The organism is Burkholderia sp. Bp9015, from assembly GCF_003853505.1.
GTDB lineage: Bacteria > Pseudomonadota > Gammaproteobacteria > Burkholderiales > Burkholderiaceae > Burkholderia.
The window spans coordinates 399,417-413,191 of sequence record NZ_QTPZ01000002.1 but is presented as its reverse complement, the minus strand read 5'-3'; the positions used below and the strand labels follow the sequence as shown (position 1 = coordinate 413,191).

The following is a 13,775-nucleotide window of genomic DNA, read 5'->3' as shown; positions in this document are numbered from 1 at the left end:
ATCGAGTGCTTACTGTCGATTTGCATATCGTGGATTTCACCATGCTACCTGCGGTGAACGTCGGGAGAGATGTTGTTTCGTTGTCGACGATCTACGATCTGACACCGAATGACCCTTCTTGGCCGGCTGCTGTCCGATGCGGATGCCCGCGCCCGACCCGGAACGGCCCCACGGTGATCCCGGAAAGCGGTCACTCAATGTACCTCGCCTTCGGCTTGCCACACGCCGAAAACAGTGAACTGGTGGGTGTCGAGCAGTCCTTCTGGAACCTCTGGAGCAAGCCGGGCCACCAGGTCGCGCAACCCCACGTGCTCATGCTGACGTCCATAGGCAACGCAACACCTGAATGCCGCGGCATCGCGCCTCCTGCAGCAGCTACGGCGTGTACTGTCAGCTTCTGGTGGATGAGGAGCCTCTGCGTCGGGCGTCGATATCCGCGTACCGATGTTTTTCGTTCGTCCGCAGAACCCAACGCCGAAGCCGAAGACCGGACGGCCAAACCCGCGTGTTTCCCCTCAGGAAAACCCTGATCGGCTCAGACAGTCCACCGGTTTTCAGCCGATTTTCCCCCCACCGAAAGCAGCCGCACCGCACCCCCGCCCAAGCAACACCCCGGACCCGCAAGACCGCGCTCCAGCAAGCCTCTCAGCCCGTATACCTAGCCAAAAAAGGTATGGCGCACCGCAATATCACGCATCTTCAGGCGATTTTCAATACCTACCAGGTATCAAAAAACGAAACCAAAAGTATTGGACGCTCCATTTCCCCGCCGCGTATAAATCCGTCCCATGAACTCCCCACACGCAGCGTGCCCCATGTCCCCAGTCACCATCGAACGCATTGAAACCCGCCTCGTCGACCTGCCGACGATCCGTCCGCACAAGCTGTCGGTCGCCACGATGCACGGCCAGACGCTGATGCTGGTGAAGGTGACCTGCAGCGACGGCGTGACGGGCCTCGGCGAAGGCACGACGATCGCCGGGATGGCCTACGGCCCGGAAAGCCCGGAGGCGATGAAGCTCGCGATCGACGCGTATCTCGCACCCGCGATCATCGGCCGCGACGCGACGCGCATCCAGACGCTGATGGCGTTCCTCGGCAAGCTCGCGAAGGTCAATCATTTCGCGAAGAGCGCGCTCGAAACCGCGCTGCTCGACGCGCACGGCAAGCGCCTCGGCGTGCCGGTCAGCGAACTGCTCGGCGGCCGCCGGCGCGATCGCCTGCCGGTCGCGTGGACGCTCGCATCGGGCAACACCGCGACCGATATCGCCGAAGCCGAACGGATGCTCGACCTGCGCCGCCACAACGTGTTCAAGCTGAAGATCGGCGCGAAGGCGCTCGACGCGGACATCCGGCACGTGGCCGAGATCAAGCGGGCAGTGGGCGAGCGTGCCTCGGTGCGCGTCGACGTGAACATGGCATGGAGCGAAACGCAGGCCGCGCGCGCGATTCCGGCGCTCGCCGATGCCGGCTGCGAACTGGTCGAGCAGCCGGTCGCGTCGGCCGCGGCGCTCGCACGGCTGATGCGCCGCTTCCCCGTCGCGCTGATGGCCGACGAAATCCTGCAGGGCCCGGACAGCGCGTTCGAGATCGCGAAGCAGCACGGCGCGGACGTGTTCGCGATCAAGATCGAGCAAAGCGGCGGCCTGTTCGCGGCGCAACGCGTCGCGGCGATCGCGGACGCGGCCGGCATCGAGCTGTACGGCGGCACGATGCTCGAAGGCGCGTTCAGCACGGTCGCGTCCGCGCATCTGTTCGCGAGCTTCGCGAACCTGCAGTGGGGCACCGAACTGTTCGGACCGCTACTGATCACCGAAGAGATTCTCGCGACCCCGCTCGACTACAGCGATTTCGAGCTGACCGTGCCGAGCGGCCCGGGCCTTGGCATCGAACTCGACGAAGCGAAGGTCGCGCGCTTCACCCGCGACGGGCTGACGAAAGTCGCCCGCTGACCCGCTAATACCCGCGACAACCCGCTCACGTACCAGGACATCACGATGCTTTTCCACGTACGCATGGACGTCAACCTCCCGGCCGACCTGCCGGCCGCGGTGGCCGACGAGATCAAGACCCGCGAGAAGGCGTACTCGCAGGAGCTGCAACGCAGCGGCAAGTGGCGCCACATCTGGCGCATCGCCGGCGAATACGCGAACTACAGCGTGTTCGACGTGTCGGGCAACGCCGAGCTGCACGAGATCCTGACCGGCCTGCCGCTGTTCCCGTACATGAAGATTTCGGTGACGCCGTTGTGTCGCCACCCGTCGTCGATACACGACGGCGACGTTTGAGCCACGGAGCCGCCGCTTCTGCAACGGCGAGCACCCCGGGTCACCTTTCCCCAAATACACGTGGAGACACCATCATGAGCGTCAAAGTTTTCGAAACCAAGGAAGTGCAGGATCTGCTGAAGGCCGCGTCGAACGCGGGCGCAAACGGCGCGAACGGCGCGAACGGCGGCGACGCGCGCACGCAGCAGATCGTGCTGCGGTTGCTCGGCGACCTGTTCAAGGCGATCGACGATCTCGACATCACGCCCGACGAAGTGTGGGCCGGCGTGAACTACCTGAACAAGCTCGGCCAGGACGGCGAAGCGGCGCTGCTCGCGGCCGGCCTCGGCCTCGAGAAGTATCTCGACATCCGGATGGACGCCGAGGACGAGGCGATCGGCCTCGACGGCGGCACGCCGCGCACGATCGAAGGCCCGCTGTACGTCGCCGGCGCGCCGGTGCGCGACGGCGTCGCGAAGATCGACCTCGACGCGGACGCAGGCGCGGGCCCGCTCGTGATCCACGGCACCGTGAAGGATCTCGACGGCAAGCCGGTGGCCGGCGCGCTGGTCGAATGCTGGCACGCGAACTCGCACGGCTTCTATTCGCACTTCGACCCGACCGGCGCGCAGAGCGACTTCAACCTGCGCGGCGCGGTGAAGACGGGCGCGGACGGCAAGTACGAGTTCCGCACGCTGATGCCGGTCGGCTACGGCTGCCCGCCGCAGGGCGCGACGCAGCAGCTGCTCGACCGCCTCGGCCGCCACGGCAACCGACCGGCGCACGTGCACTTCTTCGTGACGAGCGACGGCCACCGCAAGCTGACGACCCAGTTCAACATCGACGGCGACCCGCTGATCTGGGACGACTTCGCGTATGCGACCCGCGAGGAGCTGATCCCGCCCGTCACCGGCAAGACCGGCGGCGCCGCGCTCGGGTTGAAGGCCGACGCGTACCAGGACATCGAGTTCAACTTCGTCCTGACGCCGCGCGTCGAGGGCAAGGACAACCAGATCGTCGAACGCCTGCGCGCTTCCGCCACGGCATAACCGCCCGACGGCCCGGCGGCGCGCAGGCGCCGCCGCCGGCCGGGCTCCCGCGAGATTCAATCGATACCGATGCGAGCGTGCTTGCAGGACCCGGCACGCGCACAGGAGGAACCAACATGTCCGCCACGATCGACCCCACCACCGAACTGGACCACCTGCTCGCCACCGCCGTGCAGGACGACAAGGAGGCCGGCATCTTCCGCTGCCGCCGCGACATCTTCACGAACGAGGCGCTGTACGAGCTCGAGATGAAGCACATCTTCGAGCGCAACTGGGTGTACCTCGCGCACGAAAGCCAGATCCCGAACAACAACGATTACTACACGACATGGATCGGCCGCCAGCCGGTCGTCATCACGCGCGACAAGACCGGCGAGCTGCATGCGGTGATCAATGCATGCGCACACAAGGGCGCGATGCTGTGCCGGCGCAAGCACGGCAACAAGGGCAGCTTCACGTGCCCGTTCCACGGCTGGACCTTCTCGAACACCGGCAAGCTGCTGAAGGTGAAGGACGAGAAGACGACCGAGTATCCGGTGCAGTTCAACACGCACGGCTCGCACGACCTGAAGAAGGTCGCGCGCTTCCAGAACTATCGCGGCTTCCTGTTCGGCAGCCTCAGCGACGACGTGCTGCCGCTCGAGGACTACCTCGGCGAGGCGCGCGTGATCATCGACCAGATCGTCGACCAGGCGCCGAACGGCCTCGAAGTGCTGCGCGGCAACTCCTCCTACATCTACGAAGGCAACTGGAAGATGCAGATGGAGAACGGCTGCGACGGCTATCACGTGAGCACCGTGCACTGGAACTACGCGGCGACGATGGGCCGCCGCAAGGAGGACGGCACCAAGGCCGTCGACGCGAACAGCTGGAGCAAGTCGGTCGCGGGCGTGTACGGATTCGACCACGGCCACATCCTGCTGTGGACGAAGACGATGAACCCCGAAGTGCGGCCCGTGTACCAGCACCGCGACGAGATCAAGGCGCGCGTGGGCGAAGTGCAGGCCGACTTCATCGTGAACCAGACGCGCAACCTGTGCGTGTACCCGAACGTGTTCCTGATGGACCAGTTCAGCACGCAGATCCGCGTGGTGCGCCCGCTCGGCGTCGACAAGACCGAAGTCAGCATCTTCTGCTTCGCGCCGAAGGGCGAGAGCGACGCCGACCGCGAGACGCGGATCCGCCAGTACGAGGACTTCTTCAATGTGAGCGGCATGGGCACGGCCGACGACCTCGAGGAGTTCCGCGCGTGCCAGGCCGGCTACGCGGGCATCACGGCGATGTGGAACGACCTGTCGCGCGGCGCGCCGCTGTGGATCGACGGGCCGGACGAGAACGCGAAACGGATGGGGCTGAACCCGCGCATGTCGGGCGAGCGCAGCGAGGACGAAGGGCTGTTCGTGTGCCAGCACGAACACTGGGTGCACGTGATGCGCGATGCACTGAAGCAGGAACGCGGGGAGGTGGAAGCATGAACATCGATTACCGGACCATCTGCGCGGCGCTGTATCGCGAAGCGCGCCTGCTCGACGACCGCGAGTGGGACGCGTGGCTCACCTGCTACACGGAAGACGTCACGTACTGGATGCCCGCGTGGGACGACGACGACCGGCCGACCGACGATCCGCACAGCCAGATCTCGCTGATGTACTACGCGGATCGCGGCGGCCTCGAGGATCGCGTGTTCCGGATCAAGACCGAGCGCAGCGGCGCGTCGACGCCAGAGCCGCGCACCAGCCACAACGTGACGAACGTCGAGGTGCTGGCCGAGCGCGACGGCGAGGTGGACGTGCGCTACAACTTCCACACGCTGAACCACCGCTACCGCGTGACCGATCACTTCTTCGGCACGATGTTCGTCACGTTGCGCCAGGTGGGCGACGCGCTGCTGATCTCGAACAAGAAGATCGTGCTGAAGAACGACTACATCCGGCAGGTGCTCGACGTGTACCACGTCTGACGCCGATTGTTTCGACCAGTAACACAGGGAGACGAGGTCATGTCCACCTACAAGATTGCACTGAACTTCGAGGACGGGGTCACCCGCTTCATCGACTGCAAGGCCGGCGAGAAGGTGCTCGACGCCGCGTTCCGCGCGAAGATCAACCTCCCGATGGACTGCTCCGACGGCGTGTGCGGCACCTGCAAGTGCCGCGCCGAAAGCGGCAGCTACGACCTCGGCGACGATTACATCGACGACGCGCTCACCGAGGACGAGAAGGACGGCGGCCTCGTGCTGACGTGCCAGATGGTGCCGCACAGCGATTGCGTGATCGCGGTGCCGAGCTCGTCGGTCGCATGCAAGACGGGCCACAGCGCGTTCGCCGCGACCGTGACGAAGGTCGACCAGCACAACGACGCGGCGATCGTGCTCGAACTAGACGTCGACACGGCCGCACCGGTGTTCCTGCCGGGCCAGTACGTGAACATCGGCGTGCCGGGCAGCGGCCAGCACCGCTCGTACTCGTTCTCGTCCGCGCCGGGCGACACGAAGGTCGGATTCCTGATCAAGAAGATTCCGGGCGGCGTGATGAGCACGTGGCTCGAATCGGCCAAACCCGGCGACACGCTCGAACTGAACGGGCCGCTCGGCAGCTTCTACCTGCGCGACGTCGCGCGGCCGCTGCTGTTCCTCGCGGGCGGCACGGGTCTCGCGCCGTTCCTGTCGATGCTCGAGGTGCTCGCGCGCAGCGGTTCGCAGCAGAAGGTGCACCTGATCTACGGCGTGACGCGCGATCTCGACCTCGTGCTGGTCGACGCGATCGAAGCGTATGCGGCGAAGCTGCCGAACTTCAGCTTTGCGACGGTCGTCGCCGATGCGGCGTCGAGCCACGAACGCAAGGGCTGGGTCACGCAGCACATTCCGGCCGATGCGCTGAACGACGGCGACGTGGACGTCTATCTGTGCGGCCCGCCGCCGATGGTCGACGCGGTGCGCCAGTACTTCGACGACGCGGGCGTGAAGCCCAACAGCTTCCACTACGAGAAGTTCACCCCGAACGTGACGGCAAAGGCGGCATGACCATGCAACGATTCTCCGGAAAGGTCGTCGTCGTCACCGGCGCGGCGCAGGGCATCGGCCGCGGCGTCGCGCTGCGCGCGGCGGCCGAGGGCGGCCAGGTGCTGTTCGTCGACCGCGCGGACTTCGTGGCCGAGGTGGCCGCCGAAGCACCTGGCGGCAACACGGCCGGCTTCATCGCCGATCTCGAGACCTACGACGGCGCGCGCGCGGCGATGGCGTGCGCGGTCGCGACGTTCGGCCGGATCGACGTGCTGATCAACGGCGTCGGCGGCGCGATCCGGATGCGGCCGTTCGCCGAGTTCGAGCCCGAGCAGATCGACGCGGAGATCCGCCGCTCGCTGATGCCGACGCTCTACAGCTGCCACGCGGTGCTGCCGCACTTGCTGGCCGCGGGCGGCGGCACGATCGTCAACGTATCGTCGAATGCGACGCGCGGGATTCGCCGCGTGCCGTACTCGGCGGCGAAAGGCGGCGTCAATGCGCTGACGGCGGCGCTCGCGATGGAATACGCGGAGCACAACGTCCGCGTGGTCGCGACCGCGCCGGGCGGCACCACGGCGCCGCCGCGCCGCGTGCCGCGCAATGCGGCCGGCGACAACGCGCAGGAGCAGGCGTGGATGGCCGAAGCGGTGCGGCAGGTGACCGATTCGACGTTCTTCAAGCGCTACGGCAGCCTCGACGAGCAGATCGCGCCGATCCTGTTCCTCGCGTCGGACGAGGCGAGCTACATCACCGGCACGGTGCTGCCGGTCGCGGGTGGCGATACGGGTTGAGGGGCGCGCTTCTTCCGACACGTGCGCGCCGCAGTCCGGCGTGCACGCGAACGACCATCCAACAACCATCCAACAACCGGCCGGCGCCGACACGCCGGCCCCGGAGACACTCATGCCCAAACGCGAAGCGATCATCCCCGCCGGAATGGAAGCCGTGTACGAGAAAATCGGCTACGCGCCGGCGGTCAAGGTCGGAGATACCGTCTATGTATCCGGCCAGATCGGCCGCGATGCCGCGATGCAGCTCGTCGAAGGCCGCGAGGCGCAGATCGTGCAGGCGTTCGAGAACCTGAAGCGGGTGCTCGAGGCGGCCGGCGCATCGCTCGACGACGTGGTCGACCTGACGACCTTCCACACCGACATGCGCGACCTGCCGCTGTTCATGGAGGTACGCGACCGCTATCTGCATGCGCATCCGCGGCCCGCGTGGACCGCGGTCGGCGCGCACATGCTCGGCGGCTCGCCCGGTTACATCGTCGAGATCAAGGCCGTCGCGGTGCAGGCGGACTGATACGCGACCCCTTCACGCCGTAATTCAAAAACGATAAACGGATCGCCCCGCAACGACGGGGCGATCCTGGAGACGCTTTCATGACTGCTGCTTCCGTTCGCTCGATTCCCGCGCTGATCGACGACGCGCCGCTCGGCGCGTTGCAGATTCGCGTGCTCGCGCTGTGCGTGCTGATCGCGCTGCTCGACGGCTTCGACACGCAGGCGATCGCGTTTACCGGCCCGGCGATCCTCGCGTCGTTCCGGCTGCCGGCCGGCGCGCTCGCCCCGATCCTGACCGCGGGGATCGTCGGCATGACGATCGGCGCGATGACGCTCGGCCTCGTCGGCGACCGCATCGGCCGCCGGCCGGCGATCATGATCGGCCTCGCGCTGTTCGGCACCGCGACGCTCGCGACCGCATGGGCCGGCGACCCGCGCCACATCCTCGCGCTGCGCTTCGTCGCGGGGCTCGGGATGGGCGGCTGCACACCGGTGCTGCTCGCGCTCGCGGCCGAATACTGTCCGGCCCGGCTGCGCGGCGCGGTGATGACGGGCGTGCTGCTCGGCCTGCCCGCCGGCGCGATGCTCGGCGGGCTGCTCGCCGCGCGCATGCTGCCGGTGATCGGCTGGCCGGGGATCTTCGTCGTGGGCGGCGCGGCGCCGCTCGCGGTGCTCGGCCTCGTCGCGCTGCTGCTGCCGGAGTCGCTGTTTTATCTGGCGTCGCGTGACGACGCACGCGCGCAGCAGCGGGTGCGGGCGACGCTGTCGAAGATCGTCGCGCAGGCGCTGCCGTCCGACGCGCGCCTGTCCGTGCCCGAAGAGGCGACGACGAAAGCGAGCGTCGCCGCGCTGTTCCGCGACGGCCACGCGGGCAACACGCTCGGCATCTGGGCGATCTACCTGCTGAACTGGGTCGCATGGTTCATGCTGCTGTCGTGGCTGCCGACGGTGCTGAAGGCGGCCGGCCTGACCGCACAGCAGGCGCCGGTCGGCACCGTGATCGTCAATGCGGTGTTCATCGTCTGCGCGATCCCGCTGTCGATCGTGCTGCCGCGCGTGAATACGCGAAACCTGCTCGGCGCGATGTTCGCGTCCGGCATCGCGATCGCGCTCGCCCTCGGCTACGCCGGCACGAACTGGGCGCTGGTGTTCGCGCTCGTCGGTGCGGCCGGGTTCGGCATCGGCGGGCAGCAGATCGCGCTGAACTACCTGATCGTCGGCGCGTATCCGACCGCGCTGCGCGCGACCGCGACCGGCTGGGCGATCGGGATGGGCCGCGCGGGCGCGATCGCCGGCTCGGCCGTCGGCGGCACGTTCCTGGCGTGGGGCGGGCCGTCCGGATTCTTCCTCGCGCTGGCCGTGCCGCTCGCGGGCGCCGCGCTTGCCACGCTCTGCCTGCGCCCGGGCCGGTCCGACGTCGAAGCGGCGCCGGCGATGCCGCACTGAGCGCGTGAACCGGCCGGTCCGGTTCGTACGGTTCGATTAGTCATACATGTCGATCGCGACCGGGGTTCAGCGGTGGATCGCCGCCCGCAACCGTCTCACATCCTGCTCCGACACCGGTGCGGCGCGATTGCCCCACGCGCCGCGCACATAGCTGACCACTGCGGCGATCTCGCTGCTGGTCAGCGCACCGCGCATCGCCGGCATCCGCTGCACGGGCCCGTGCGTGCCGGGCGCCGGCCGTGCGCCTTCCACGACGATCCGGATCGCGCTGGTCGGATCGGCCGCGAGCACGGCGGAATTGCCGGCGAGCGGCGGCCCGCGCTCGGGCACGCCCGCGCCGTCGGCGCCGTGGCAACGCGCACAGAATGCTGCATACACGCCGGCTCCCGGCGCCTGCTGGCCGCCTTCCGGCCGCGGCCCGGCGGCCGTCAGCCGCGGGACGCCGACGCCGAGCGGATTCGTCGCGGCGGTCGGTTGCGCGGGCAACGACTTCAGGTACACGGCGATCGCGTGGCGGTCCGCATCCGTCAGCCGCGCGGTGCTCTCGGCGACGACCGGTGCCATCGCGCCGAACACGGCACCGCGCACCGCGTGGCCGCTGCGCAGGAACGCGGCGAGGTCGTCGGTGCTCCAGCGCCCGAGGCCCTCCGCATCCGCGCCGGTCAGGTTCGGCGCGAACCAGTGATCGTTGATGCCGCCCGTCAGGAACGCGGGACTGCGTTCGTCGTAGCCGCGCTCGTTGTAGGCCGGGCCGCGCGGCGTATGGCATGCGCCGCAGTGGCCGAGCCCCTGCACGAGATACGCGCCGCGATTCCATTCCGACGATTGCGACGGCTGCGGCGCGAAACGGTCGTGGTTCGCGAACGCGAGGCTCCACAGCGCGAGCGCCCAGCGCTGGTTGAACGGAAACGGCAGTTGCGTGAGCTTCGCAGCGTTCGCGGACGGCGCCACGCCGCGCATGAAATACGCATACAGCGCGCGCACGTCATCGTCGGTCATGCGCGCGAACGACGGGTACGGCATCGCCGGATAGAGCCGGCTGCCGTCCGCGCGCACGCCGCGCCGCAACGCGTCGTCGAACTGCCGCAGCGTGTAGTCGCCGATGCCGTGCGCCGTGTCCGGCGTGATGTTCGGCGCATAGATCGGTCCGAACGGGGAATTCACCGGCTGGCCGCCCGCGTACGGCGTGTGGTCGGCCGCGTCGTGGCAGGCCGCGCAGTCGCCGGCGAACGCGAGATAGCGGCCGCGCGCGAGGGTGGCGGCATCGGCGCTCGCGGCGGCGGCGGCGACCACCGGGCGACGGGACGCGGCCGCCGCGGACGCCGCATCGCGCAGCGTGGCGGACGCCCCCGACGATGCCGAATCCGACGCCGTCGCATCGCGCGACCGCGACAGCCGGCGATCGCTTTCCACCCGCGCCGACATCGACGCCCCGGCATCGGCTGCCGCGCGAATCTTCACGAACCGCCAGCCCGATGCGGGCTCGGCCGCTTCGGCCGCCGACGCGGCATCGGCCGTATCGCCGGCGGACATCGCGTGGTCGTCGCGCTGCATGTCGCATGCGGCGAGCGCGGCGCACGCGGCGAGCGCGACGCCGACGCCGACGCCGACGCCGACGCCGACGCCGCGCCCCGGAACGAGACGCGCCGGGCGCGAAACGATCGAAGCGAGCGCAGCGAACGAGATCAGCGCCATGGACTGCACGGCCCCAGGAAAGCGGTGACGATCCCCGTGAACACGAGACCGATCACGAACCCGAGCGCGGCGAGCATCCCGCAGCGCGCGAGGAATCGCGTGCTGTCGTCGTGCGTCGCGGCCTGCACATCGGCGTCATGCCGGCGTTGCCAGGTGCGCACGACCCACGTGGCGAAGACGGCCGCCAGCGCGAACGCGCACGCGGCGATCAGCGCGAGCCACACGCCGACGTGCGCCCAGCGCGGCACCGCCTGCGCGACGCCGAGCGGATAGCAGGCGGTCGACGCGAGCGTTTCGGACGCGAGCATCTGCGCGAACCACAGCGCGGGCGCGCCGACCAGGCCGGCCGCGATCGCGAGCAAGGGCGTCCACGAGCGTCGCGCGCCGTTCATCCCGGGCTCCTGAGCCAGTACGGCGACACGTACAGCGCGGTGAAGATGAACAGCCACACGATGTCGACGAAGTGCCAGTAGAGCCCGCCGACCGTCAGCGCGACGCGTCGCTCGCGGCCGAAGAAGCCGGCGGCGGTCCACCCGGCGAGCAGCGCGAGGATCACGAGGCCGGCCACCACGTGTGCGAGGTGGAAGCCGGTGATCGTGAAGTACAGGCTGCCGTACAGATGCGCGGTCGGGCCGTACGGATGGTCGCGCCACTCGTGCAGTTGCACGAGCGCGAACGCGACGCCGAGCAAGAGCGCGACGGCGAGCGCGGCCACCGCGCGGGCCTGCCTGCCGGCCCGCACCGCGCGCTCGGCGAGCCACACGAACCCGCTGCTCGACAGCAGCACGACCGTATTCCCGGCCGCGAGCCCGAGCTTCGGCATCCCTTCGGGTGGCCACGGCGCGGCCGCTTGCGACTGCAGGTAGAAATAGCAGAACAGCAGATAGCCGAACAGTCCGGCCTCGGTCACGATCAGCGTGATGACGCCCCACCAGCCGCCCGCGCGTTCGCCGTAACTGCCGACCGGCAACGGCTCGACGCACGCGGCCGGCGCGCCGGGCGGCACCGCGGCCGACGGCGGCCGTTCCGGATCCAGCCCGGCGGCCGCCGACGGCGCCTGCGTGGTATCGCGGGCCGCGAGGCGTGCGCGCTGCCCGAGCGTGCGGCGCGGCCACAGCCACACGGCGGTCCCGATCGCGCAGCCGGCGACGGCCGCGCACACGAGCGTCGGCGAGCGCGCCAGCAGCGCAGCGCACACCGCGGTCGCGAGCAGCGCGAGCACGAACGGCACGCTGCTGTCTTCGGGCATCTTCAGGATCGCGCTCGGCGTCGCCGCGAGCGGCGTGACCGCGAGCGCCTCGCGCCCGTCCGCGAGCCGGTAGCCGACCTGCACGCTGGTGCGCTTCGCGTCGTCGCGCGTTTCCCACAGCGGGTGCCGCGACGCCACGAGCGGCAGAACCGCGAAGTTGTACACGGGCGCGGGCGACGCGACCGACCATTCGAGCCCGGCCGCGCCCCACGGATTCCCGCCGGCGCGCGCGCCGCGCCGCGCGCTGACCAGCGCGTTGACGATGAACATCACGATCCCGATGCCGAACACGAACGAGCCGATCGTCGTCAGCAGGTTCGACGTGTCCCAGCCCATTCCGGACGGATAGGTATAGATGCGGCGCGGCATCCCGAGCAGCCCGGAGACGTGCATCGGGAAGAAGCCGAGGTTGAAGCCGGCCAGCACGACCCAGAACGTCAGGCGTCCGAAGCGCTCGTTCATCATCCGCCCGGTGAATTTCGGGAACCAGTACGTGAGCCCGCCGAGCACCGGGAACACGTTGATGCCGAGCAGCACGTAATGCAGGTGCGCGACGACGAAATACGTGTCGGTCAGCTGCCAGTCGAGCGGCACCGCGGCCGTCATCACGCCGGACACGCCGCCGATCACGAACATCAGCACGAAGCCCGCGAAATACAGGAACGGCGTGCGGAACACCGGGCGGCCGGTCCAGATCGTCGCGAGCCACGCGAACACCGCGACCGCGCTCGGGATCGAGATCAGCATGCTCGCCGCGCCGAAGAACGCGAGCGCGAGCGGCGCGATGCCGGTCGCGAACATGTGGTGGACCCACACCTCGAAGCCGATCAGCATCGTCGCCACCGTCGATACCGCGACGGCCTCGTACGCGACGAGCGGCCGGCGGCAGAAGGTCGGCAGCGCGTCCGACACGATTCCCATCGCGGGCAGCACGACCACGTACACCCACGGGTGCGCGAACATCCAGAACAGGTGCTGCCACAACAGCGGCCGCCCGCCGTTCGCGACATCGAAGAAGTGCGTGCCGGCATTGCGGTCGAGCCACAGCAGCAGGAACGCGAGGCTCACGGACGGCACCGCGACGAGGTTCGCGACCGATGCGGTGAGCGTGCCCCACACGATGATCGGCAGCCGGTCGATCGACATCCCGTGCGCGCGCATCCGCAGCAGCGTGACGACGAAGTTCGCGGCGCCGCCGGTCGTCGAGACGCCGAGCAGGATCATGCCGAGCGCATAGACGTCGATGTTCGCGCCGGCGCTGTAGTCGAGCGACGTGAGCGGCACGTAATTGAACCAGCCGCCGTCCGGCACCGCGCCGAGCGGGAAGCTCGCATACAGGAACAGCCCGGCGAACAGGAACGCCCAGTACGAGAATGCGTTCAGGCGCGGGAACGCCATGTCGCGCGAGCCGAGCATCAGCGGCCACAGATAGTTCGCGAAGCCGGACAGCACCGGCAGCGCGTACAGGAAGATCATCGTGACGCCGTGCATCGTGAACAGCGCGTCGTATTGCGCAGGCGTGAGCACCGTCGCATCCGGCCGCGCGAGCTGGATGCGCATCACGAGCGCCTCGACGCCGCCGAGCAGCAGGAATGCGAACGCGGTGACGATGTAGCGCAGCCCGATGCGCTTGTGGTCGACCGTGCCGAGCCAGCCGCGCCAGCCGGGTTCCGATTCCCACAGGCCGGCCAGTTCGCGCTCGTGCGCGGAGCCGGGCGGCGCTTCGCCGAGGTCCGGCACGCGGCTGAGCGGGGCGGGCGGGTCGCGGACAACGGCCATCGT

At 68.8% G+C, this 13,775-nt stretch carries 13 protein-coding genes; 10 read left to right on the top strand and 3 right to left on the bottom strand.

Translation table 11 applies throughout. From position 1 onward, the window contains the following. The 10 genes from DIE12_RS37975 to DIE12_RS04300 all read left to right on the top strand — a co-directional run. Positions 1-530 (top strand): hypothetical protein (locus DIE12_RS37975; protein WP_185641227.1); only part of this gene is annotated, 530 nt, incomplete at its 5' end. Positions 531-815: 285 nt separating this feature from the next. Further along, entirely contained in the window at positions 816-1,952 is a 1,137-nt protein-coding gene (locus DIE12_RS04340; RefSeq protein ID WP_124485828.1) for a muconate/chloromuconate family cycloisomerase, read from the top strand. Positions 1,953-1,997: 45 nt separating this feature from the next. Further along, positions 1,998-2,288, top strand: coding sequence for a muconolactone Delta-isomerase (gene catC / locus DIE12_RS04335; protein WP_044843427.1), 291 nt, complete (start codon positions 1,998-2,000; stop codon positions 2,286-2,288). 74 nt (positions 2,289-2,362) lie between these two features. Next, complete coding sequence (catA, locus tag DIE12_RS04330) at positions 2,363-3,316, top strand: catechol 1,2-dioxygenase (RefSeq protein WP_124519709.1); 954 nt, start codon at positions 2,363-2,365, stop codon at positions 3,314-3,316. A 116-nt stretch (positions 3,317-3,432) separates the two neighbouring features. Then, a complete protein-coding gene (locus tag DIE12_RS04325) occupies positions 3,433-4,791 on the top strand; it encodes a Rieske 2Fe-2S domain-containing protein (protein ID WP_124519710.1) in 1,359 nt (452 codons plus the stop codon). Further along, complete coding sequence (benB, locus tag DIE12_RS04320; protein ID WP_044843430.1) at positions 4,788-5,276, top strand: benzoate 1,2-dioxygenase small subunit; 489 nt, start codon at positions 4,788-4,790, stop codon at positions 5,274-5,276. Before DIE12_RS04325 ends, benB begins: the two co-directional genes overlap by 4 nt. A 39-nt stretch (positions 5,277-5,315) precedes the next feature. Then, the gene (benC, locus tag DIE12_RS04315) at positions 5,316-6,338 is read left to right on the top strand and encodes a benzoate 1,2-dioxygenase electron transfer component BenC (protein ID WP_124519711.1); all 1,023 of its coding nucleotides are present in this window, start codon (positions 5,316-5,318) and stop codon (positions 6,336-6,338) included. Continuing rightward, positions 6,335-7,111 (top strand): benzoate diol dehydrogenase BenD, encoded by a 777-nt coding sequence (gene benD / locus DIE12_RS04310; protein ID WP_124521064.1) that lies wholly within the window; start codon positions 6,335-6,337, stop codon positions 7,109-7,111. The genes benC and benD overlap by 4 nt, the downstream gene beginning before the upstream one ends. Before the next feature lie 112 nt (positions 7,112-7,223). Then, a complete protein-coding gene (locus tag DIE12_RS04305; protein WP_044843433.1) occupies positions 7,224-7,622 on the top strand; it encodes a RidA family protein in 399 nt (132 codons plus the stop codon). 80 nt (positions 7,623-7,702) lie between these two features. Then, complete coding sequence (locus tag DIE12_RS04300) at positions 7,703-9,049, top strand: MFS transporter (RefSeq protein WP_124519713.1); 1,347 nt, start codon at positions 7,703-7,705, stop codon at positions 9,047-9,049. A 66-nt stretch (positions 9,050-9,115) separates the two neighbouring features. Here DIE12_RS04300 and DIE12_RS04295 read toward each other — a convergent pair whose 3' ends face one another. The 3 genes from DIE12_RS04295 to ctaD are packed head-to-tail and all read right to left on the bottom strand — an operon-like array spanning position 9,116 to position 13,772. Further along, positions 9,116-10,744: a cytochrome c gene (locus tag DIE12_RS04295; RefSeq protein WP_124519714.1), complete on the bottom strand. Its 1,629-nt coding sequence runs from the start codon at positions 10,742-10,744 to the stop codon at positions 9,116-9,118. Next, on the bottom strand, positions 10,735-11,136 hold the full coding sequence (locus DIE12_RS04290; RefSeq protein ID WP_124519715.1) for a cytochrome C oxidase subunit I: 402 nt from the start codon (positions 11,134-11,136) through the stop codon (positions 10,735-10,737). Before DIE12_RS04290 ends, DIE12_RS04295 begins: the two co-directional genes overlap by 10 nt. Next, a complete protein-coding gene (gene ctaD / locus DIE12_RS04285; RefSeq protein ID WP_124519716.1) occupies positions 11,133-13,772 on the bottom strand; it encodes a cytochrome c oxidase subunit I in 2,640 nt (879 codons plus the stop codon). The genes DIE12_RS04290 and ctaD overlap by 4 nt, the downstream gene beginning before the upstream one ends. Positions 13,773-13,775: the final 3 nt, after the last annotated feature.

Coding starts and splice junctions, on each gene's coding strand:
- DIE12_RS04340 (WP_124485828.1), top strand. CDS start 816: ATGTCCCCAGTCACCATCGAACGCATTGAAACCCGCCTCGTCGACCTG.
- catC (WP_044843427.1), top strand. CDS start 1,998: ATGCTTTTCCACGTACGCATGGACGTCAACCTCCCGGCCGACCTGCCG.
- catA (WP_124519709.1), top strand. CDS start 2,363: ATGAGCGTCAAAGTTTTCGAAACCAAGGAAGTGCAGGATCTGCTGAAG.
- DIE12_RS04325 (WP_124519710.1), top strand. CDS start 3,433: ATGTCCGCCACGATCGACCCCACCACCGAACTGGACCACCTGCTCGCC.
- benB (WP_044843430.1), top strand. CDS start 4,788: ATGAACATCGATTACCGGACCATCTGCGCGGCGCTGTATCGCGAAGCG.
- benC (WP_124519711.1), top strand. CDS start 5,316: ATGTCCACCTACAAGATTGCACTGAACTTCGAGGACGGGGTCACCCGC.
- benD (WP_124521064.1), top strand. CDS start 6,335: ATGACCATGCAACGATTCTCCGGAAAGGTCGTCGTCGTCACCGGCGCG.
- DIE12_RS04305 (WP_044843433.1), top strand. CDS start 7,224: ATGCCCAAACGCGAAGCGATCATCCCCGCCGGAATGGAAGCCGTGTAC.
- DIE12_RS04300 (WP_124519713.1), top strand. CDS start 7,703: ATGACTGCTGCTTCCGTTCGCTCGATTCCCGCGCTGATCGACGACGCG.
- DIE12_RS04295 (WP_124519714.1), bottom strand. CDS start 10,744: ATGGCGCTGATCTCGTTCGCTGCGCTCGCTTCGATCGTTTCGCGCCCG.
- DIE12_RS04290 (WP_124519715.1), bottom strand. CDS start 11,136: ATGAACGGCGCGCGACGCTCGTGGACGCCCTTGCTCGCGATCGCGGCC.
- ctaD (WP_124519716.1), bottom strand. CDS start 13,772: ATGGCCGTTGTCCGCGACCCGCCCGCCCCGCTCAGCCGCGTGCCGGAC.